The 24,946-nt window shown below is 46.1% G+C and carries 4 protein-coding genes; all 4 read left to right on the top strand.

The window, feature by feature from the left end:
- The 4 genes from dacB to ppsC all read left to right on the top strand — a co-directional run bounded on the left by dacB (window position 1) and on the right by ppsC (window position 24,934).
- The gene (gene dacB, locus M1D65_RS09820; RefSeq protein WP_085187614.1) at window positions 1–1,476 is read left to right on the top strand and encodes a D-alanyl-D-alanine carboxypeptidase/D-alanyl-D-alanine endopeptidase; all 1,476 of its coding nucleotides are present in this window, start codon (window positions 1–3) and stop codon (window positions 1,474–1,476) included.
- 381 nt (window positions 1,477–1,857) lie between these two features.
- A complete protein-coding gene (gene ppsA, locus M1D65_RS09815; RefSeq protein WP_456270861.1) occupies window positions 1,858–9,543 on the top strand; it encodes a plipastatin non-ribosomal peptide synthetase PpsA in 7,686 nt (2,561 codons plus the stop codon).
- A gap of 24 nt (window positions 9,544–9,567) precedes the next feature.
- Complete coding sequence (gene ppsB, locus M1D65_RS09810) at window positions 9,568–17,250, top strand: plipastatin non-ribosomal peptide synthetase PpsB (RefSeq protein WP_456270860.1); 7,683 nt, start codon at window positions 9,568–9,570, stop codon at window positions 17,248–17,250.
- 16 nt (window positions 17,251–17,266) lie between these two features.
- Window positions 17,267–24,934: a plipastatin non-ribosomal peptide synthetase PpsC gene (ppsC, locus tag M1D65_RS09805; RefSeq protein ID WP_456270859.1), complete on the top strand. Its 7,668-nt coding sequence runs from the start codon at window positions 17,267–17,269 to the stop codon at window positions 24,932–24,934.
- Window positions 24,935–24,946 lie beyond the last annotated feature (12 nt).

The raw sequence follows: 24,946 nt of genomic DNA, 5'->3' as shown, positions 1-24,946 counted from the left end.
ATGAAAAAAAGCATAAAGCTTTATGTTGCTGTTTTACTGCTTTTCGTTGTTGCTTCGGTGCCTTATATGCATCAGGCTGCGCTTGCCGCTGAAAAACAAGATGCACTTTCCGAGCAGATCGATAAGATTTTAGCTGATCATTCTGCCCTCGAAGGCGCAATGGCCGGCATCACCGTTCGCTCTGCGGAAACAGGTGCTGTTCTATATGAACATTCAGGAGACACCCGAATGAGGCCTGCCTCTTCTCTAAAGCTTTTGACAGCGGCCGCGGCACTTTCTGTCCTTGGCGAGAACTATTCTTTTACAACCGAGGTCCGGACGGATGGAACACTGAAAGGGAAAAAGCTGAATGGTAACCTTTATTTGAAAGGGAAAGGCGATCCGACACTTTTACCATCTGATTTTGACAAAATGGCTGAGAAATTGAAACATTCCGGCGTAAAAGTAATTAAAGGCAATCTGATCGGTGATGATACGTGGCATGATGACATGCGATTATCACCTGATATGCCTTGGAGCGATGAATACACATATTATGGCGCGCCAATCTCCGCTCTAACAGCGTCTCCAAACGAAGACTATGATGCAGGCACTGTGATTGTTGAGGTAACCCCAAATCAAAAAGAAGGGGAAGAGCCTGCCGTGTCTGTCTCTCCGAAAACCGATTATATAACGATAAAGAACGATGCTAAAACGACTGCTGCCGGTTCAGAGAAAGACCTCACAATCGAAAGAGAGCATGGAACAAACACGATTACAATTGAAGGGAGCGTACCGGTTGACGCAAACAAGACAAAGGAATGGATTTCTGTCTGGGAGCCTGCCGGATATGCCTTAGATTTATTTAAGCAGTCACTAAAAAAACAAGGTATTACTGTGAAAGGGGACATCAAGACGGGTGAAGCACCTAGTTCTTCAGATGTGCTGCTCTCTCATCGCTCAATGCCTTTATCGAAACTTTTTGTGCCGTTCATGAAATTAAGTAATAACGGACATGCCGAAGTGCTAGTAAAAGAGATGGGGAAAGTGAAAAAAGGAGAAGGGAGCTGGGAAAAGGGGCTCGAAGTGTTAAACAGTACGCTTCCGGAATTTGGTGTTGATTCTAAATCACTCGTCTTAAGGGACGGATCAGGAATCTCACATATTGATGCTGTATCCTCAGATCAACTTTCACAGCTGTTATATGACATTCAGGATCAGAGTTGGTTCTCGGCTTATCTAAATTCTTTACCTGTTGCGGGCAATCCTGACAGAATGGTGGGCGGAACGCTGAGAAACCGCATGAAAGACACTCCTGCACAAGGAAAAGTAAGAGCAAAAACCGGATCGCTCAGTACGGTAAGCTCTCTATCGGGGTACGCAGAAACAAAGAGCGGAAAAAAACTTGTTTTCTCTATTCTTCTAAATGGATTGATTGATGAAGAGGATGGAAAAGATATTGAGGATCAAATCGCTGTCATTTTGGCAAATCAATAATAGCGGCAGACCTGTTTTCCAAGAGAAAACAGGTTTTTTTATGTCTGTAATAACGCTTTGTCGAACCTTCCAACAATTAGAAGAATGATGCACAAAAGAAAATTAGTTCGATTAAAAAGTAGTGTATAAGACCTTATGTAAAACAATACTTTTATCACTTTATATCCGGAAATTTGATAAAAAAAGAAACGAAAAATAAAGAAATAATACTATATTCAAAAAAATGTTATAAAAATTTAATGTTTTTTATTGTACTTTAAAAAATATCCGTTAATATAGTGCATATATGGATTATATAGTCATATAATTTCTTTTATTGACATTTTTCTGTTTTTTTCTACTTTTTCTTATCCTCTTATTATGAGAACTGGAGGGAATCCGTTGAGCGAACATACTTATTCTTTAACCCATGCCCAAAGGAGAGTGTGGTTTACCGAACTGCTGGAGCCAGATACCAGCATTTGCAATCTCACAGCCTGTGTGAAATTCAAAGGCAATATTGAGCTTGATACTCTAGAGGGAGCGCTGAATCATTCCATCTCCCGCAACGACGCCATTAGATTTCAGCTGTTAGAAGGAGAAGAGCTTGAGCCGCGATTGCACCTTACTGAATATAAATATTATCCACTTAGAATAATTGATTTTTCAAATGTTGAAATGATAGAAATAGAGCAATGGATTCAGGATCAAGCGAGCATTCCATTTAAACTGTTCAACTCGCCTCTTTATCAATTTTACCTCCTTAGAATTGACTCTCATGAAGTTTGGCTATTTGCGAAATTCCATCATATCATAATGGATGGAATCTCTTTAAATGTGATGGGAAATCAAATTATAGATCTTTATCAAAAAATGAAAAAGAAAGATCCTTTACCTGATCAGCCGGAACCTTCTTACTTGAGTTACATCGAAAAAGAGAGTCAATATCTACAATCTCCGCGGTTTGCAAAGGACCGTTTATTTTGGACGCAAACCTTTGAGCACCCGTTGGAATACCACTCGTTAGCCGACCAGACGTCCTTACAAAAACAGAGCACTTCTGCATCCAGAGACACCATCATTCTTTCACCTGATCTAGAGCAAACGATTCGAATCTTCTGCGAAGAACACAAGATCAATATCATTTCCTTATTTATGGCTTCATTTTACATATGCATCAGCCGAATCACTTCTAAAAAAGATCTTGCCATTGGCACCTACTATGGCAACAGAGGGTCAAAGGCTGAAAAAGAAATGCTCGGCATGTTCGTTAGTTCTCTTCCAATCAGAATAACGGTTGATCCTGACACAGATTTTCTTTCCTTTGTCCGCACAATAGGCAGGGAACAGCTTTCTGTTATGCGTCATCAACGGTTTCCTTATAATTTGCTTGTAAATGAATTAAGAAATGAACAGAAGGATTTACACAACCTTATCGGTATATCTATGCAGTATCAGCCACTTCAGTGGCATAATGCAGATGATTTTGACTATGAAACAGCGCTTTATTTCAGCGGATACACCGCGAACGAGCTTTCAGTTCAAATACAAGAACGGATAGACAATGGAACCATTCAATTAAATTTCGACTATCAAAATACCTTGTTTTCTCTTGAGGATATTAAACGAATACAATCTCATCTGCTTACCATACTGGAAAACGCCCTTCAACATCCGCACAGCTTTATAAGAGAATTAGATATGACGAATACAAGAGAAAAGCAAAAATTGTTGTATGAGTTTAACAAGACGGAAGCTGTTTCGCCTAAAGCTTTCACCCTGCATGGGCTGTTTGAGCGACAGGCAGCTTTCACACCGGAGCGGCTGGCCATTGTCTTTTCAGGCGGTTCGCTGACATACGCTGAGCTTGATATGTACGCCAGCCGGCTGGCTGCGCACCTTGCGGCACGCGGCGTCACAAACGAAAGTATCGTCGGTGTCCTGTCTGAACGCTCACCTGACATGCTGATCGCTGTCCTTGCTGTATTGAAGGCCGGAGGGGCGTATTTGCCGCTTGATCCTGCGTATCCAAAGGAGCGGCTGAGCTACATGCTGAAAGACAGCGGGGCATCGCTCTTGCTGACACAGCCGGGATGCTCCGCACCGAACTTTTCTGGCGAAACGCTTGAAGTGGACATGACATCTCTTGAGCGTGAAGAAGTAAAACGTTATGTGTCTGCTTCTGTTAGCGACGGATCTCTCGCCTATGTCATCTATACATCGGGCTCTACCGGGCAGCCGAAAGGAGTGGCCGTTGAGCACCGCCAGGCTGTTTCCTTTCTGACCGGCATGCAGCACCAGTTTCCGCTTTCAGAAGATGACATTGTCATGGTGAAAACCTCTTTTTCCTTTGATGCGTCTGTGTGGCAGCTGTTTTGGTGGGCTCTTTCCGGTGCTTCGGCGTATCTGCTTCCGCCCGGCTGGGAAAAAGACTCCGCATTGATCGTAAAAGCCATTCATCAGGAAAAAGTGACAACGGTTCATTTTATTCCGGCTATGCTGAACAGCTTTCTCGATCAAGCGGAAATGTTAGCGCTTGGTGACGGGACAAACCTAAAGCGTGTATTCGCCGGAGGTGAACCGCTTGCGCCGCGTACGGCAGCCCGTTTTGCTTCTGTATTGCCGCAGGTATCATTAATCCATGGCTACGGGCCAACAGAAGCAACGGTAGACGCGGCATTTTACGTGTTAGATCCAGAACGGGAAAGGGATCGTTTGCGGATTCCGATTGGGAAGCCCGTACCTGGTGCGCGTTTGTATGTTTTAGATCCGCATTTAGCCGTACAGCCTTCCGGTGTCGCCGGCGAACTATACATTGCCGGAGCGGGTGTTGCCAGAGGTTATTTGAATCGGCCGGCATTAACGGAGGAGCGTTTTCTTGAGGACCCGTTTTACCCGGGTGAACGCATGTACAAAACAGGGGATGTGGCGCGCTGGCTCCCTGACGGGAATGTTGAATTCCTTGGGCGCACGGATGATCAGGTGAAAATTCGCGGCTACCGGATTGAGCCGGGAGAAATTGAAGCGGCACTAAGAAGTATAGAAGGTGTAAGAGAGGCGGCCGTTACCGTACGGACAGACAGCGGCGAGCCGGAATTATGCGCTTATGTAGAAGGGCTCCAAAGAAACGAAGTCCGAGCGCAGCTTGAGAGACTGTTGCCGGGCTACATGGTCCCAGCCTATATGATAGAGATGGAACAGTGGTCGGTTACGCCAAGCGGAAAGCTCGACCGAAACGCCCTGCCAGCTCCTAGCGGAGCGGCAGATGCGGAGACCTACACGGCGCCGAGAAACGTGACTGAGATGAAGCTTTCTCAGCTGTGGGAGGACGTGCTGAAAAATGGCCCTGTCGGGATTCACGACAACTTTTTTGACCGCGGGGGGCATTCCTTAAAAGCAACGGCGCTTGTCTCACGGATCGCCAAAGAATTCGATGTACAGGTGCCGCTAAAAGATGTGTTTGCCCATCCGACAGTAGAAGGACTGGCTACCGTTATCCGTGAAGGAACGGACAGTCCATATGAAGCGATTAAGCCCACTGAAAAACAGGAAACCTATCCGGTTTCCTCTGCCCAAAAGCGGATTTATGTCCTTCAGCAGCTGGAAGACGGAGGGACAGGCTACAATATGCCGGCTGTGTTAGAGCTCGAAGGGAAGCTCAACCCTGAAAGGATGGACAGAGCTTTCAAAGAGCTGATCAAGCGCCACGAGTCGCTTCGAACCGCCTTCGAACAGGACGAAGGAGGCGATCCGGTGCAGCGCATCCATGACGAGGTGCCGTTTACGTTACAGACTACAGTTCTCGGCGAACGAACCGAACAGGAGGCCGCAGCCGCATTTATCAAACCGTTTGATCTCAGCCAAGCACCGCTGTTCCGTGCCCAAATCGTAAAAGTATCAGATGAGCGGCACCTGTTGCTGGTTGATATGCATCACATCATTTCAGACGGTGTTTCCGTCAACATTCTGATTCGGGAATTCGGCGAGCTGTACAATAATCGGAAGCTTCCGGCGCTGCGCATTCAATATAAAGATTATGCCGTATGGCAAGAAGGATTCAAAACAGGAGACGCGTACAAAACGCAAGAGGCGTACTGGCTGAAGCAGCTCGAGGGCGAGCTGCCTGTGCTGGATATTCCGGCTGATCATGCCCGCCCGCCTGTACGAAGCTTCGCGGGTGACAAGGTCTCATTTACGCTGGATCAAGAGGTTGCATCAGGCCTTCACAAGCTGGCACGAGAAAACGGAAGCACACTGTACATGGTGCTCCTTGCGGCTTACACCGCGTTCTTGTCACGCTTAAGCGGACAGGAAGATATCATCGTCGGCTCGCCAATTGCCGGCCGGCCGCACAAGGATCTTGAGCCGATACTCGGCATGTTTGTGAACACGCTGGCGCTTCGGACGCGCCCGGAGGGCGGGAAGCCATTCGTACAGTATTTGCAGGAAGTGCGTGAGACAGCATTGGAAGCCTTTGAGCACCAAGATTACCCGTTCGAAGAGCTTGTCGATAAGCTTGGATTGACACGAGATATGAGCCGGAACCCAGTGTTTGATGCGATGTTTATCCTTCAAAATGTGGAAAAACAGGACATAGATCTGAGAGAAATAAAAGTCCGGCCTGCCAATTTCGCACATCACATTTCTTTATTTGATATCACATTAATAGCTACGGAAATAAATGGATCTATTTGCTGCGAAATGGAATTTAGTACAGAAGTATTCCTGAAAGCTACGATTGAACGCTGGGCCGATCATTTTACCGAATTTCTGCATGCGGCACTTTCAACCCCTGAAACAAGCCTTGCACAAATAAACATACTTAGTGATAAAGAAAAACAAAAAATAGCCTTTGAATTTAACAAAACTCAAGTTGAATTTGCTCAAAAAGATATTCCTTTTCATCGCATATTTGAAGCGAAAGCTGAAGAAAATCCAGAACATATAGCTGTTATTGATAACGAAACAGAGATTAGCTATCGGCTTCTAAATGAAAGAGCCAATCGTCTGGCACGAACATTGCAAAACAGAAAAGGACCGAAGCCAACTGTGGCTGTTTTAGCCAAGCGGTCCATCGATGCAATTGTTGGCGTGCTGGCAGTGATGAAAGCTGGCGGAGTGTATATCCCAATCGATTCACATTATCCAAAAGCTCGTATTGAATACATTCTTCGTGATAGCGGGGCAGATATTCTTCTTTTACAGAGAGAGTTGAAGCATTTGATTTCGAACTCGCCTGAATCTGAAATGTCTCACATCTTCCTTGACGATGAGGGCTCTTTTGAAGAAAGTAACTGCAACCTTAACTTATCTCCTGCTCCTGAAGAGCCGGTATATATCATTTATACGTCAGGAACGACGGGTGCGCCTAAAGGTGTTATTGTCACCTATCAGAACTTTACTCATGCTGCTCTTGCTTGGCGTCAAATTTATGAACTGGATCGGAAGCCTGTCAGACTGCTTCAAATCGCGAGCTTTTCATTCGATGTCTTCTCAGGAGATTTGGCGAGAACATTGACCAACGGCGGGACTCTAATCGTTTGCCCAGATGAAACACGGCTGGAACCTGCTGAAATATATAAAATCATGAACTCTCGGAGAATCACGGTGATGGAGTCGACACCGGCTCTCATTATCCCGGTGATGGAGTATGTATACCGTAATCAGTTCAAGCTTCCTGACTTAGACATACTGATTCTTGGTTCCGACATGGTGAAAGCTCAAGATTTCAAAACATTGACAGATCGCTTTGGTCAAAGCATGCGCATCATTAATAGCTATGGTGTCACAGAGGCAACCATTGATTCGAGCTTCTATGAAACAAGTATGAGTGGAGAGTGTACGGGCGATAACGTACCAATCGGCAGCCCGCTGCCGAATGTACACATGTACGTACTCAGCCAGACTGATCAAATTCAGCCGATCGGTGTTGCCGGTGAGCTGTGCATCGGCGGGGCAGGTGTTGCGAAAGGCTATCATCATAAACCTGACTTAACGCAAATGAAATTTACAGAAAATCCATTTGTCTCTGGAGAAAGGCTGTACAGAACCGGTGATCGAGCATGCTGGCTTCCAAACGGAACGATCCGGCTTCTTGGCCGAATGGATTATCAAGTGAAGATAAATGGATACAGAATTGAAACAGAAGAAATTGAAAGTGTTCTGCTTCAAACGGGGCTTGTCAGAGAAGCTGCTGTTGCCGTTCAGCATGATAAGAATGGACAGGCTGGTTTGGCAGCATATATTGTGCCTTCAGACGTCAATACGAATGCTCTCCGTGCTGCTTTAACAAAGGAGCTGCCAGCGTATATGATTCCTGCACATCTGATTCCTTTAGAAAACATGCCGCTAACCCTAAACGGAAAGCTGGACAGAAATGCCTTGCCGGCTCCAAATAATGTGTTATCGCGTCCATATACCGCACCAGTTAACGACATGCAAAAAACGATGGCGTATATATGGGAAGATGTACTGAGCATGTCACGAGTCGGCATTCACGATTCCTTTTTTGAGCTTGGCGGAGACTCAATTAAAGCATTACAAGTAGCAGCACGTCTGGCAGCTGAAGGCTGGAGCATGACAATACGCGACTTATTCCGTTATTCAACGATTCAGGAACTATGCGGACATATCACACCATTGGCATCTCAAGCGGACCAGGGACCTGCGGAAGGTGAAGCTGAACTCACCCCGATTCAGCGAAGATTTTTCGGACAGGTACATGCTTTTCACTATCATTACAACCAGTCCGTCATGCTTTTCAGTGAAAAAGGATTCAATGCTAACGCGCTTCATCTAGCGCTGCGTAAAATAACCGAGCATCATGATGCCATTCGCATGATTTTCCAACGTGACCAAAACGGCCATGTCATTCAATTTAATCGCGGAATCAATCACAAGGATCATGAACTGTTTGGCCTTTATATTTCAGATTGGACAAAAGCATCGCTGGAAAGGGCTCATCTTGATGAAAAACTTGCCGCTGAGGAAACCGTCATTCAAAGCAAAATGAATGTAGAAAAAGGGCCTTTGCTGCAAGCAGGTTTGTTTAAAACGGCAGAAGGGGATCATTTGCTGATTGCACTTCATCATCTTGTGATAGATGGCGTTTCTTGGAGAATTCTGCTTGAAGATTTAGCTGCTGCATATCAACAGGCTTTAGAAAAGAAAGAAATCCAATTACCGCCAAAAACGGATTCTTATTTATCCTACGCCGATGGTCTTACCCAAATAGCTGAAAGTAAACAATTGCTTTCAGAGAAAACGTATTGGCAAACGATTTTAGACGCTCACACTGCTTTTCTTCCTAAGGACATAGAAAATGTGCCGGACAGACTCCAAATGAACAGCGACGCAGCAGCGTTTGTACTATCCGGGGACTGGACTGAAAAATTGCTGTTTGAAACCCAGCAAGCCTATGGTACTGATGCCAACGAACTTTTGCTTACGGCTTTAGGAATGGCGCTTTATGAATGGACTGGGCATGACCAAGTCGTGATCAGCACCGAGGGACACGGCAGAGAAGGGCATGTGCCAAACATTGATATTTCAAGGACCGTTGGATGGTTTACCTCCATTTATCCTATTTTGCTAGACATGGGTATTCCCGAGCCTTTCGAGGATCAGCTCGCATACCGAATTAAGACGACAAAAGATATGCTGAGAAGAGTACCGAACAAAGGAACTGGATATGGATTGTTAACACACATAGGAGAACTGCGGCATAAAGAGCCTGAGGTCAGCTTTAATTATCTCGGTCAATTTAGCGAAGAGAAGGAAGCTGATACGTTTCAATTATCATATTACCAGCCCCGTCACGAAATAGCGGGTGAGAGAGAACGAGAGTATGAGCTGGACATCAATGCTCTCATTACGGACGGACGGCTTCAAGTAAAAGCGGTATACACCCAGGTGTTCAGCAAGCACTCAATTGAGTGCTTTATGGATCGTTTTCACAGGCATCTTATCGAGACGATTGAGCATTGTTCGCAGAAAAAAGCACGCGAAAAAACACTGAGCGATTTCAGCAATAAGGAATTAACGTTGTCTGCATTATCTAGCATCGAAGATCTCGTGAAAGATCTTTAACTTTTGAAAAGGTGTGTGGAATTGATGGCACAATCGGCACAAATTCAAGATATTTATCCGTTATCGCACATGCAGGAAGGAATGCTGTTTCATTCACTAATGGATTTCAGCTCGAAAGCATATATCGAACAGACCTCGTTTACGATCACAGGGAATCTATGCGTCGACTCGTTTCAAAAGAGCTTAAACCTTCTTGTTTCTAGATATGATATTTTCAGAACGATTTTCATTAAAGAAGTACCAGATCTTACAGGTCCGCAGCAGGTAGTCTTATCAAACCGGGAATTGACAGTATATAGAGAAGATATTTCTCGCCTGGCTGATCAAGAACAGCAGACGCTGATTGATGCTTTTATGACTAAGGATCGGGAAAAAGGATTTGATTTGCAAAAAGATCCTTTAATGCGTCTTGCCCTTTTTGATAGAGGAGACAGCCAATATACATGTGTCTGGACACATCACCATATCATCATGGATGGGTGGTGTCTCGGCATTATTCTTAAAGAGTTTTTCAGCATGTATGATTCGCTCAAAAATAACTCACCTGTACAGCTTGGCAGCACGGTGCCGTACAGCCGTTATATTGAATGGCTCGGAGAACAAGATCAAGAAGAGACTGCTGCCTACTGGAGCGAATATTTGAAGGAGTACGGCAATACTGCTTCTATTCCCCGAATAAGGCGCCGCACGGCAGAGGGGGATTATAAAGCCGCCCAGGTCAGCTTTTCATTAGCGCCGGATATGGTTGAGAAACTGACAGAGGCTGCCCAAAACTGGGGAGTGACATTAAACACGCTGTTTATGAGTATTTGGGGCGTGCTGCTCCATCGATATAATGCTGCAGATGATTCCGTTTTTGGCTCCGTCATTTCGGGACGCCCGTCAGCGATTGACGGGATTGAATCAATGGTCGGCTTGTTTATCAATACTGTTCCAGTGCGAATCCGATCTGCGGAAGGCATAACGTTTTCTTCGCTGGTCAAAGCCGTACAGGAGGATATTTTATCATCTGAACAGCATGGGTATTATCCGCTTTATGAGATTCAAAACCATAGTCCATTGAAGCAAGGGTTGATCGATCATATTTTTGTTTTTGAAAATTACCCTGTACAGCTTCATCAGGCATTAAGCGTGGAGAGTGAAAATGACGAAGGCGCTCTGAAGCTGAGTGACATTTCAATGTCGGAACAAACCAATTACGACTTTAATATCGTTATCGTTCCGGGAGAATCATTTTATATCAAATTCAGCTACAACGCAGACGTTTACGAGCGGGAGGAGATGCTGAGGATTCAGGGGCATCTAAAGCAAGCACTGGATTGCATTTTGACAAATCCCGATGTTGCCGTCAGTGACATCAATATCGTGCCGCCGGAGGAGCAACAGGTTATCCAATCGTTTAACGAAACTGAGCGTCCTTATGTGAACAAAACGATACCCCAATTGTTCGAGGAACAAGCCCGCAAAACACCTGAAGCGGCAGCATTAAAAATGGGAGACGATTGCTGGACCTATCGCCAATTAAATATAAGAGCCAATCAGATTGCGCACGCCCTGATAGAAAAAGGCGTTGGATCTGGAGATATCGTTGCTGTAATGATGGGCCGGTCAATGGAAATGCCTGCAGCTCTGCTTGGGATTTGGAAAGCAGGCGGCGCTTATATGCCGCTTGATCCACATTTTCCAGCAGAACGTCTTTCTTTCCTGCTGAAGGACAGTCAAGCGGCTCAATTGCTGATAGAAGAAGACCTTATTTCTTTGATCCCTCCGTCCTATGAAGGAAATACGATAACGATAGAACATACAGAAAGTTACCAAACAGAAGCTCCAAATATGCCGCCAGGTGATCTAGCCTACTTGATCTATACGTCGGGAACGACGGGGCGCCCTAAAGGGGTTTTAGTTGATCATCACGGTATTGCCAATACATTGCAATGGAGACGGGAAGAGTATGGCATGACCGAACAGGATATATCCCTCCATTTGTTTTCGTACGTGTTTGACGGCTGTGTAACGAGCTTATTTACCCCGCTTTTATCCGGTGCGTGCGTACTGCTGACAACAGATGACGAAGCGAAGGATGTGCTGGCCCTTAAGCGAAAAATAGCCCGTTATAAGGTCAGCCACATGATCATTGTTCCTTCCCTGTACAGGGTGTTATTGGAAGTGATGACTGCTGACGATGCAAAAAGTCTTCGTATTGTGACATTTGCGGGTGAAGCGGTCACGCCTGATCTGCTTGAGTTGAGTCAAATAATTTGTCCTTCTGCTGAACTGGCAAATGAATACGGGCCCACAGAAAACAGTGTGGCAACAACAATATTGCGGCATCTGAATGAAAAAGAGAGGATCACGATCGGACACCCGATCAGAAACACAAAAGTATTTGTTTTGCACGGAAATCAAATGCAGCCGATCGGCGCGGCGGGTGAACTGTGTATTTCCGGCGCGGGTCTTGCGAGAGGATACTACAAACAGCCAGAGCTGACAGAGAAAGCATTCTCTGATCATCCATTCCTTGAAGGGGAACGTTTATACCGAACAGGTGATGCAGGCCGCTTTTTGCCTGATGGAACGATTGAATATATTGGACGTTTTGATGATCAAGTAAAAATTAGGGGTTACCGTATTGAACTGAGAGAGATTGAAACAGTTCTTCGACAAGCACCCGGGGTAAAAGAAGCCGCGGTACTGGCCCGTGATGTTTCTGCTGAGGAAAAGGAGCTTGTTGCTTATATCGTTCCAGAAAAGGGAAACAGCCTCCCAGATTTGTATCAGCATCTTGCCGGGACATTGCCGTCCTATATGATCCCAGCAAGTATTATCAACATCGGCCGGATGCCATTAACATCCAGCGGCAAGCTTGACAGGTTTGCGCTTCCTGAACCAGAAAACAATACGAGTGTCACATATATGGCGCCCCGAACCTTAATCGAAGCTGATCTCGCACATATTTGGGAAGATGTGCTGAATAAACAGCAAATCGGCATTCGTGATGATTTCTTTCAGTTAGGCGGACAGTCCTTAAAAGCGGCCGCACTGGTATCAAGAATACATAAAAAGCTTAATGTCGAGCTGCCGCTCAGTGAGGTGTTTTCATATCCGACGGTTGAAAGCATGGCGGTCAAATTGATGAGCTTAAAAGAACACGCTTTTACACAGATTGAACCTGCGGATCAAAGAGATGTCTATCCGCTGTCTTTCTCGCAAAAACGATTATATGCTCTTCATCAGCTGGCAGATGACAGCACAGGCTACAACATGCCAGCTGTACTTGAATTACGCGGAAATCTGAATCGCCAGCGGTTGAGAAGCGTTCTCACAGAACTTGTGAATCGGCATGAAGCATTACGGACTGTTTTTGTGCTTGACAGAGACGAGCCTGTGCAGATCATTTATCCAGAGATAGCTTTTGATCTAAAAGAGCTTGAAATGGAATCAGAACAAATGCTTGAGTCTGCAATCGAGACCTTTATCAAACCGTTTGATCTATCATCCGGTCCGCTTTTTAGAGCATGTGTCATTACAATGGGCAATAATCGCGGCTTTTTGCTGCTCGATATGCACCATATTATTGCCGACGGTGTCTCGATGAGCACTCTTGTCCAAGAATTTACTGACTTATATTGCGGAAAAGAGTTGCCAGCTTTAAACCTGCATTATAAGGATTTTGCTGTTTGGCAGCAAGAGAAGCACCCGAAAGAGCTATACAAAAAACAGGAGGCCTACTGGCTTGGTCAGCTTGGCGGGAGTCTTCCTACACTAGAATTACCGCTTGATAAAACAAGGCCGCGTCTCCCTGATTTCAGCGGTGGAACAATTGAAGTCAACATTGATAAAGACACGGCTGATGAACTGCACCGTTTAATGGCTGAAACGGGAACAACATTGTATATGATTCTTCTGGCTGTCTATTCTATTTTGTTATCTAAGCTAAGCGGGCAAGAGGATATTGTTGTCGGTTCGCCTGCTGCCGGAAGACCGCACGCTGATCTGGAGCGCGTCATCGGGATGTTCGTCAATACATTGGCGATGCGCAGCAAGCCCGAGGGCCACAAAACGTTCAGCTCCTATTTGCAGGACATTCGCCACCTGGCTCTGACCGCTTACGAGCATCAGGATTATCCTTTTGAGGAGCTGGCAGATAAGCTCGATACAAATCGAGAGGTAAATCGCAACCCGCTGTTCGATGCGATGCTTGTGCTTCAAAGCAGTGAAGATTTCCGGTTCGAAGTGCCTGGTCTGTCGATTTCGTCTGTCACTCCTAAACATGATATATCTAAATTCGATTTAACATTACACGCTGAGGAGCATCCGAGTGGAATACGCTGCCGTTTTGAATACAGCACTGCTCTTTTTGAAGAAGAAACCATTACGCAGTGGGCATCCTATTTTATTGAATTGGTGAAAGGGGTAACGGCGGATACCGAGATGAGAATTTCGGACATGCAATTGCTTCCTGCTGCAGAGCGTAGGTTGCTCCTTGAAAAAATGGGACAGTATGCGGCTTATCCGAGAAATGAAAACATAGTAAGCTTATTTGAAAAGCAAGCCGCTAAATATCCGGAGCATATCGCAGTGGTGTGCGGCCATTCTCAGCTTACGTATCGAGACCTGAATGAAAAAGCCGAGCGGGCAGCTGCTATGCTGATCAAACAAGGGGTGAGAACTGGCGATATCGTCGGTCTGATGCTCGATCGGTCACCTGATGTGATCATTGGCGTTTTATCGATTTTAAAAGCTGGCGGGGCCTATTTGCCGATTGATCCTGAATATCCCAAGGAGCGTATTAGCTTTATGCTTAATGACAGCGGAGCAAAACTGCTGCTGACAGAGCGCGGTCAAAACAAACCTGCAGACTACACCGGGCATATTTTGTATATCGATGAATGTGAAAACGACTCATTTCCGGCTGATGTAAACATTCAAGAAATAGTAACAGATCAGCCCGCATACGTGATATACACATCTGGAACGACTGGCCAGCCAAAGGGAGTCATTGTCGAGCACCGCAATGTGATCAGTCTCTTGAAGCATCAAAACCTGCCTTTTGAATTTAACCATGAAGACATCTGGACGTTATTTCATTCTTATTGCTTTGATTTCTCTGTATGGGAGATGTTCGGTGCGTTATTGAACGGAGGTACATTAGTCGTGGTCTCTAAAGAAACAGCCCGTGACCCCCATGCATTCCGTTTATTATTAAAAAAAGAGCGCGTCACTGTACTCAATCAGACCCCGACTGCTTTTTACGGCTTGATGCTTGAAGATCAAAATCATACAGATCATTTAAACATCCGCTACGTGATTTTTGGCGGCGAAGCCTTACAGCCCGGCATGCTTCAAAGCTGGAATAAAAAATATCCTCATACTGATTTGATTAATATGTACGGTATTACAGAAACAACGGTCCATGTAACATTCAAAAAATTGTCCGCAGCAGACATTGTAAAAAATAAAAGCAATATCGGACGGCCGCTTTCAACTCTGCAGGCTTATGTGATGGATGCTCATATGAATCTGCAGCCGATCGGAGTTCCAGGGGAGCTGTATATAGGCGGCGAAGGTGTGGCACGGGGATATCTCAACAGAGATGAGCTGACCGCTGACCGTTTTGTATCCAATCCTTATCTTCCGGGAGCCAGATTATACCGAACAGGAGATCTTGCTAAGCGCCTGTCAAATGGCGAGCTGGAATACTTAGGCCGCATTGATGAGCAGGTGAAAGTCAGAGGGCACCGTATTGAGTTAGGCGAAATCCAAGCGGCACTTCTTCAGTTTCCAATGATTAAAGAGGCGGCTGTCATTACCAGAGCAGACGAGCAAGGGCAAACAGCTATATATGCATATATGGTGATAAAAGATCAACAGGCTGCGAATATATCAGACATCCGAACTTACCTAAAAAACGCCTTGCCTGACTTTATGCTGCCTGCCCGTATGATACAAATTGACAGCATCCCGGTGACTGTTAATGGAAAGCTCGATCAGAAAGCCCTGCCAGAGCCTGAAAAACACGCTTATACAGCTGATGATATCAGTCCTAGAAATGAGATTGAAACGGTGATGGCTGAAATTTGGGAGGAGCTTCTTAATGTAGATGAGCTGGGTGTAAGCGCCAATTTCTTTGAGCTTGGCGGAGACTCTATTAAAGCGCTGCAGGTTTGTGCCAGACTGAAACAGCGCGGATTTGAAACGACAGTACGTGAGATGTTTGAACATCAGACTCTTGGTGAACTGTCCGCCCGGGTTCGAAAAGACGTACGCGCCATTGACCAAGGCCCGGTCGAAGGCGAGATTACTTGGACACCTATCCAGCAGTGGTTTTTCTCGCAATCTCTGGAAAGCCATCATTTTAACCAGTCCGTTATGATCTACCGGGCTGAACGATTTGATGAGGCTGCGCTTAGAAAAGTACTAAAAAGCCTTGTGACTCATCATGATGCACTGAGAATCGTATGCCGGCATGAAGATGGCAGGCAGGTGCAGATAAACAGAGGAATAGATCTTTCAGATGAGGAGCTATATGCACTTGAACTGTTTGATGTAAAGGATAGCCTAACAGAAGCACGGTACACGATTGAGGAAGCAGCCAGCCGGATGCAAGAACATATTCGTTTGGAAACCGGCCCCTTACTTCACGCTGGATTGTTTAGAACCGAGAATGGTGACCATTTATTTCTGACGATTCATCACTTAGTTGTTGATGCGGTTTCCTGGCGCATTTTGTTCGAGGATTTTTCAGCTGCTTACAAACAGGCAGTCTCAGGAGAATCTATTAAACTGCCGCAAAAAACAGATTCATATTTAACGTATTCACAAAGAATAGTTGACTACTCTAAAAGCCGCCAGGTGCAGCGCGAAGCAGCGTACTGGGATGAGTGCGAGAGCCGTCACATCCAGCCTATTCCAAAAGACAATGACGCAGCATCTAACACATTCAAAGATACAGAAGTGATTGATTTTGAGCTATCTCGCCATCACACAGAATTACTACTAACGGCTGCACATAAAGCTTACAGCACGGAGATGAATGATATCCTTCTGACAGCTTTAGGTCTTGCTTTGCAGAAATGGACGGGAAATAACCAATTTAAAATCAGCATGGAGGGCCACGGAAGGGAATCATATCTTGAGGACATCGATATTAGCAGAACTGTTGGCTGGTTCACCTCTATTTATCCTGTGTGGCTTGATATGAGAGATTCCGATCATAAGGACAAAGAAGAGCGGCTGGGCCACCTTATTAAACAGACAAAAGATATGCTGCACCGTATACCGCATAAAGGCGCGGGCTACGGCGTGCTGAAATATATCAGCAAAAGATGGGGCTCTCAGAAAAACAGCCCAGAAATCAGCTTTAATTATTTAGGCCAGTTTGATCAGGATATTCAATCAAATGCCTTTGAGGTGTCTGACATCAAGCCAGGAAATGAGATCAGCCCGAACTGGGAGCGTCCTTATGCACTGGATATCAGCGGCGCCGTTTCTTCGGGGTGCCTGAACATGCACATCATCTATAACAGGGTTCAATTTGAGGAAAAAACAATCCAAACATTTTCCAGGCATTTTAAACAGACTCTGGAAAACATCATTGAGCATTGTACCGGCAAAGAAAACCGAGAGTGGAGCGCATCTGATTTCACTGATGAAGACTTAACGCTTGATGAATTGAGTGAGATTATGGGAGCCGTCAACAAACTATAGGAGAGGAGATTCACTGATGCCGCAGCAACCCGAAATACAGGATATATACCCTTTGTCATTTATGCAGGAGGGGATGCTTTTTCACTCACTGTATGATGAACAGTCGAGAGCTTATTTTGAACAGGCTTCTTTTACGATCAATGGACAGCTTGACTTGGAGCGTTTCCAGAAAAGTATGGATGCTGTTTTTGACAGGTACGATATCTTTCGAACAGCATTCATCTATAAAAATGTAGCCAAACCTCGTCAAGTCGTGCTCAAGCAACGTCATTGCCATGTTCATGTTGAAGATATTTCTCACCTCAATGAAAAAGATAAAGAACATTGTACAGAGGCATTCAAAGAGCAGGATAAATCCAGGGGCTTCGATCTCCAAACGGATGTATTGATGAGAATATCTATTTTAAAATGGGCGCCTGATCATTATGTCTGTATCTGGAGCCACCATCATATTTTAATGGATGGCTGGTGTTTAGGCATCGTCATTAAAGACTTTCTCCATATTTATCAAGCGCTTGGAAAAGGGCAATTTCCTGAGTTGCCTCCCATACAGCCGTACGGGACGTATATTAAATGGCTGATGCAGCAAGACCGGGAAGAAGCAGCTGAGTATTGGAAAAAGAGGCTTCAGCATTTCGAAAAAGCTTCACCTCTGCCTAAAAGAACAGATCAAATGTCGGATGGGACATTACAGCAGATCACGTTTACCATTCCTGAAAAAGAAACCTCCGAATTACAGAAAATCGCTGTAGCATGCGGTGCGACACTTAACACTGTTTTCCAAGCTTTATGGGGAATCATGCTCCAAAAGTTCAATCGTCGCGACGATGCTGTGTTCGGATCAGTTATATCAGGCAGACCTTCTGAGCTAAAAGATGTGGAAAACATGGTCGGACTTTTTATCAATACCATTCCTATTCGAGTCCAAAGTGATTTTCTGTCTTTTTCTGACCTAGTCAGCGGAATGCAAAAGGACATGACTGAAGCAGAAGCGTATAGTTACTTCCCTTTATATGACATTCAGGCGCAGAGCGCTCTTAAACAAGAGCTGATTGATCATATTATCGTCTTTGAAAATACACCTACTCAACAAGAGATTGAAGAGCTGAATCAAGCTGGATCATTTGATTTCTCCGTGAAAGATTTTGAGATGGAAGAGGTAACTAATTATAGATGCAGTGTCAAAGTGATCCCAGGGCGTACTTTGTACGTTCGGATTCATTTTCATACAGGCGCTTATCAACCAAATATGATGTCTGAGATAAAAGATTATTTACAGCACATGATCTCTGACGTCATCTCTGATCCATCTCTTCCTGTGTCAAAGATGACATTGCTAGATGAGGACAAAACACGGAAAATCGTTTCTCAAAATAACAGGACAGTATCTGTTTCACCTGAAGCCCCAACCCTGCATGGGCTGTTTGAGCGACAGGCCGCAGTCACACCGGAGCGGCCAGCTATCCGATTTTCCGGCGGTTCGCTGACATACACTGAGCTTGACATGTACGCCAACCGGCTGGCTGCGCACCTTGCGGCACGCGGCGTCACAAACGAAAGTATCGTCGGTATCCTGTCTGAACGCTCACCTGACATGCTGATCGCTGTCCTTGCTGTATTGAAGGCCGGAGGGGCGTATTTGCCGCTTGATCCTGCGTATCCAAAGGAGCGGCTGAGCTACATGCTGAAAGACAGCGGGGCATCGCTCTTGCTGACACAGCCGGGATGCTCCGCACCGAGCTTTTCTGGAGAGACGCTTGAAGTTGACATGACATCTCTTGAGCGTGAAGAAGTAAAACGTTATGTGTCTGCTTCTGTTAGCGACGGATCTCTCGCCTATGTCATCTATACATCGGGCTCTACCGGGCAGCCGAAAGGAGTGGCCGTTGAGCACCGCCAGGCTGTTTCCTTTCTGACCGGCATGCAGCACCAGTTTCCGCTTTCAGAAGATGACATTGTCATGGTGAAAACCTCTTTTTCCTTTGATGCGTCTGTGTGGCAGCTGTTTTGGTGGGCTCTTTCCGGTGCTTCGGCGTATCTGCTTCCGCCCGGCTGGGAAAAAGACTCCGCATTGATCGTAAAAGCCATTCATCAGGAAAAAGTGACAACGGTTCATTTTATTCCGGCTATGCTGAACAGCTTTCTCGATCAAGCGGAAATGTTAGCGCTTGGTGACGGGACAAACCTAAAGCGTGTATTCGCCGGAGGTGAACCGCTTGCGCCGCGTACGGCAGCCCGTTTTGCTTCTGTATTGCCGCAGGTATCATTAATCCATGGCTACGGGCCAACAGAAGCAACGGTAGACGCGGCATTTTACGTGTTAGATCCAGAACGGGAAAGGGATCGTTTGCGGATTCCGATTGGGAAGCCCGTACCTGGTGCGCGTTTGTATGTTTTAGATCCGCATTTAGCCGTACAGCCTTCCGGTGTCGCCGGCGAACTATACATTGCCGGAGCGGGTGTTGCCAGAGGTTATTTGAATCGGCCGGCATTAACGGAGGAGCGTTTTCTTGAGGACCCGTTTTACCCGGGTGAACGCATGTACAAAACAGGGGATGTGGCGCGCTGGCTCCCTGACGGGAATGTTGAATTCCTTGGGCGCACGGATGATCAGGTGAAAATTCGCGGCTACCGGATTGAGCCGGGAGAAATTGAAGCGGCACTAAGAAGTATAGAAGGTGTAAGAGAGGCGGCCGTTACCGTACGGACAGACAGCGGCGAGCCGGAATTATGCGCTTATGTAGAAGGGCTCCAAAGAAACGAAGTCCGAGCGCAGCTTGAGAGACTGTTGCCGGGCTACATGGTCCCAGCCTATATGATAGAGATGGAACAGTGGTCGGTTACGCCAAGCGGAAAGCTCGACCGAAACGCCCTGCCAGCTCCTAGCGGAGCGGCAGATGCGGAGACCTACACGGCGCCGAGAAACGTGACTGAGATGAAGCTTTCTCAGCTGTGGGAGGACGTGCTGAAAAATGGCCCTGTCGGGATTCACGACAACTTTTTTGACCGCGGGGGGCATTCCTTAAAAGCAACGGCGCTTGTCTCACGGATCGCCAAAGAATTCGATGTACAGGTGCCGCTAAAAGATGTGTTTGGCCATCCGACGGTAGAAGGACTGGCTACCGTTATCCGTGAAGGAACGGACAGTCCATATGAAGCGATTAAGCCCGCTGAAAAACAGGAAACCTATCCGGTTTCCTCTGCCCAAAAACGGATTTATGTCCTTCAGCAGCTGGAGGACGGAGGGACAGGCTACAATATGCCGGCTGTGTTAGAGCTCGAAGGGAAGCTCAACCCTGAAAGGATGGACAGAGCTTTCAAAGAGCTGATCAAGCGCCACGAGTCGCTTCGGACCTCCTTCGAACAGGACGCAGGAGGCGATCCGGTGCAGCGCATCCATGACGAGGCGCCGTTTACGTTACAGACTACAGTTCTCGGCGCACGAACCGAACAGGAGGCCGCAGCCGCATTTATCAAACCGTTTGATCTCAGCCAAGCGCCGCTGTTCCGTGCCCAAATCGTAAAGGTATCAGATGAGCGGCACCTGTTGCTGGTTGATATGCATCACATCATTTCAGACGGTGTTTCCGTCAACATTCTGATTCGGGAATTCGGCGAGCTGTACAATAATCGGAAGCTTCCGGCGCTGCGCATTCAATATAAAGATTATGCCGTATGGCAAGAAGGATTCAAAACAGGAGACGCGTACACAACGCAAGAGGCGTACTGGCTGAAGCAGCTCGAGGGCGAGCTGCCTGTGCTGGATCTTCCGGCTGATCATGCCCGCCCGCCGGTGCGAAGCTTCGCGGGTGACAAGGTCTCATTTACGCTGGATCAAGAGGTTGCATCAGGCCTTCACAAGCTGGCACGAGAAAACGGAAGCACACTGTACATGGTGCTCCTTGCAGCTTACACCGCGTTCTTGTCACGCTTAAGCGGACAGGAGGATATCATCGTCGGCTCGCCAATTGCCGGCCGTCCGCACAAGGATCTTGAGCCGATACTCGGCATGTTTGTGAACACGCTGGCGCTTCGGACACGCCCGGAGGGCGGGAAGCCATTCGTACAGTATTTGCAGGAAGTGCGTGAGACAGCATTGGAAGCCTTTGAGCACCAGGATTACCCGTTCGAAGAGCTTGTTGATAAGCTTGAATTGACACGGGATATGAGCAGAAATCCGCTGTTTGACGTAATGTTTGTTCTTCAAAACATGGATCAGGAATCGTTGGAACTGGATGAACTTTGTCTCAAACCTGCAGCAAACAATGGGCATCAAACGTCCAAATTTGATTTAACCCTATATGCCCAGGAACAGCCCCACGGTTTGCTGACGTTCCAAATGGAGTTTAGTACTGACTTATATAAGAAAAAAACGATAGAAAAGTGGCTTCAATACTTCATCAATATGTTACTCTCCATCATCAAAGACAACAAAGCCGCTCTCGGAACAATAAATATCCTGAATGAGGATGAGACCCATTACCTTATCCACGAGCTCAATCGTACAAAAATAGATTATCCAAGAAATGAAACCATCAGCAGACTCTTTGAAATGCAGGCAGAACAAACGCCTAATGCTGTAGCAATTGTCAGCGACACCCAAGTATTCACTTACGAGGACCTGAACAGCTGGGCAAATCAAATTGCCTCAGTTCTACAGATTAAGGGTGTAGGGCCTGATAGTGTTGTAGCCTTGTTGACAGGCAGAACACCAGAACTCATTGCAGGAATGCTGGGCATTCTGAAAGCCGGGGGAGCCTATCTGCCTATTGCTTCTGATCTGCCTGTTGAACGAATAGCTTATATGCTGTCAGACAGCGGGACGGCATTACTCCTTCAATCTGAAAAAACAAAAAAACAACTATTAGACATTGAATGTGAACAAATCATAATCGAAGATATTCAAAAGCAAGGAAAAACGAAGAACGTTGATTCTTCAGCAGGGCCACATTCACTTGCATATATCATTTATACCTCTGGATCAACCGGTAAACCAAAGGGTGTCATGATTGAGCAGCGAAGTGTAATTCGTCTTGTAAAAAACAGCAATTATATTACATTTACACCTGAAGACCGCCTTCTTATGACATCATCAATCGGTTTCGACGTTGGGTCATTTGAAATTTTCGGACCGCTGCTAAATGGTGCCGCTTTGCATCTGTCTGATCAACAAACATTTCTCGATTCCCATCAGCTTAAGAGGTACATAGAACATCAAGGAATCACAACGATTTGGCTGACATCTTCTCTATTCAATCATTTGACAGAGCAAAATGAACAAACATTTTCACAGCTGAAACATTTGATTATTGGCGGAGAAGCTTTGTCGCCGAGCCACGTCAATCGAATCAGAAATGTCTGCCCTGAAGTATCGATATGGAATGGATATGGCCCTACCGAAAATACAACTTTTTCGACATGCCTTCACATTCAAAAAACATATGAACTTTCCATTCCGATCGGGCGGCCGGTTGGTAATTCCACCGCTTATATCTTAAATCAATGGGGAGTGCTGCAGCCGGTCGGAGCTGTCGGTGAACTTTGTGTCGGCGGAGATGGCGTCGCCAGAGGATATTTGGGCCGGCCTGATCTAACGAAAGAGAAATTTGTCCCACATCCATTTGCACCTGGCGATCGACTGTATCGCACAGGTGATCTGGCGCGCTGGCTTCCTGATGGCACAATTGAATACGTTGGGCGTATTGATGATCAAGTAAAAGTCAGAGGCTATCGGGTGGAGCTGGGTGAAATCGAATCAGCACTTCGTCAAATAGACGGGGTCAAAGAAGCCGCAGTGTTAGCACGTACAGCCCAGACCGGGAGCAAAGAGCTGTTTGGCTATATCAGCGTAAAAGCAGGCACGAATGCTGAACAAGTACGTTCACTTCTCGCGCGTTCGCTGCCAAACTATATGATCCCGGCGTACATTATTGAAATGGAGACTCTTCCGCTCACATCAAACGGCAAATTGAACCGAAAAGCACTTCCTGAACCAAATTTCACATCTAAACAAACGTACGCTCCGCCTCAAAATGACCTTGAAGACCAACTTGTGTTGATCTGGCAGGAGGTTCTCGGCATCCAGAGGATCGGAATAGAGGATTCGTTTTTTGAATTGGGCGGAGATTCAATCAAAGCCCTTCAAGTTTCTGCACGCCTTGGACGCTTTGGGCTAAGCTTGCAGGTAAGTGATTTATTCCGTCATCCAAAGATAAAGGACTTATCACCATTTATCCGTAAGTCAGAGAGAATCATAGAGCAAGGACCCGTTCAGGGTGACGTTCCTTGGACGCCTGTTCAGCAATGGTTTTTTTCACAGGATATTGAAGAAAGACACCATTTCAATCAGTCTGTCATGCTATTCCATTCTGGACGTTTGTCTGAAAACGCCCTTAGACCAGCCTTGAAAAAACTGGCGGAGCATCATGATGCGCTTCGGATGGTTTATCGCAACGATGGCAGGCGATGGATTCAAATCAACCAAGGCATTCATGAGTCACAGCTATACAGCTTAAGAACCTCTGATCTTTCACAGTCAGAAAGCGGCTGGGAGACGCAAATCAAACAAGAAGTTGCAGATCTTCAGCAAAGCATCAATTTGCAGGAAGGACCGTTGTTGCACGCCGCTTTGTTTAAAACACTGACCGGAGATTACTTGTTCCTTGTGATCCATCACCTTGTCGTTGATGGTGTCTCATGGCGGATTTTGCTGGAGGATTTGTCAGCCGGATATCAACAAGCTGCTTCAGGCCAGACGATCCAGCTTCCGCCTAAAACGGATTCCTACCAGGAATACGCAAGACGCATACAGGAATATGCCCAAAGCAGTAAGCTGATTCGCGAAGAGGCGTATTGGCGAAGTGTAGAAGAACAGCAAGCCGCAGAACTGCCATATGAAATACCGCATCATGTGAACATCGACTCCAGCAAAAGGGACTCATTAAGCTTTTCACTGACTGAAGCAGACACCGCCGTCTTGCTGCAAAACGTCAATTACGCCTATGGCACAGATACACAAGATATTCTGTTAACCGCAGCATCCTTGGCGATTTGTGAATGGACAGGCGGAAGCAAGCTCCGTATCGCTATGGAAGGACACGGGAGAGAACACATTCTGCCAGAGTTAGATATCAGCAGGACGGTCGGCTGGTTTACATCCATGTACCCGGCCCTCATAAGCTTTGAAAATCATAGAGATGAGCTCGGAACCGCAGTAAAAACCGTTAAAGATACACTGGGCCGGATACCAAACAAAGGGGTAGGTTACGGTATGCTGAAATACCTTACACATCCTGAAAATAAAAGCATTACGTTTTCAAAAACACCTGAAATCAGCTTTAACTATTTGGGCCAGTTCAACGACATCGAAAGACAGGACACCTTCCGCCCATCAAGCCTTGGTAGCGGAAAGGATATCACTCATACATGGAAGCGTGAGCAAATCATCGAGATGAGCGCAATGGCAGCAGACAAAAAGCTCCATTTCAATCTTAGTTATCCGCCAGCCTGCTTTCACAAAAACACAATGGAGCAGCTTATTAACAGGATTGAACACTTTTTGCTGGACATTATGAAACACTGCGCCGGTCAACAGAAAGCAGAAAAGACACTGAGCGATTTCAGCAGTCAATCATTAACGGCAGAGGACTTGGACAGCATATCCAGCTTGGTGGAAGAATTGTAGAAAATCGTGACA

Source organism: Bacillus sp. JZ39 (genome assembly GCF_053903145.1).
The sequence above is the reverse complement of the archived record's forward strand: the minus strand, read 5'-3'. Positions and strand labels throughout refer to the sequence as shown.

Bases quoted from the DNA above. Each gene is read 5' to 3' on its own strand.
- ppsB (WP_456270860.1), top strand. From the start codon at position 9,568: ATGGCACAATCGGCACAAATTCAAGATATTTATCCGTTATCGCACATG.
- ppsC (WP_456270859.1), top strand. From the start codon at position 17,267: ATGCCGCAGCAACCCGAAATACAGGATATATACCCTTTGTCATTTATG.
- dacB (WP_085187614.1), top strand. From the start codon at position 1: ATGAAAAAAAGCATAAAGCTTTATGTTGCTGTTTTACTGCTTTTCGTT.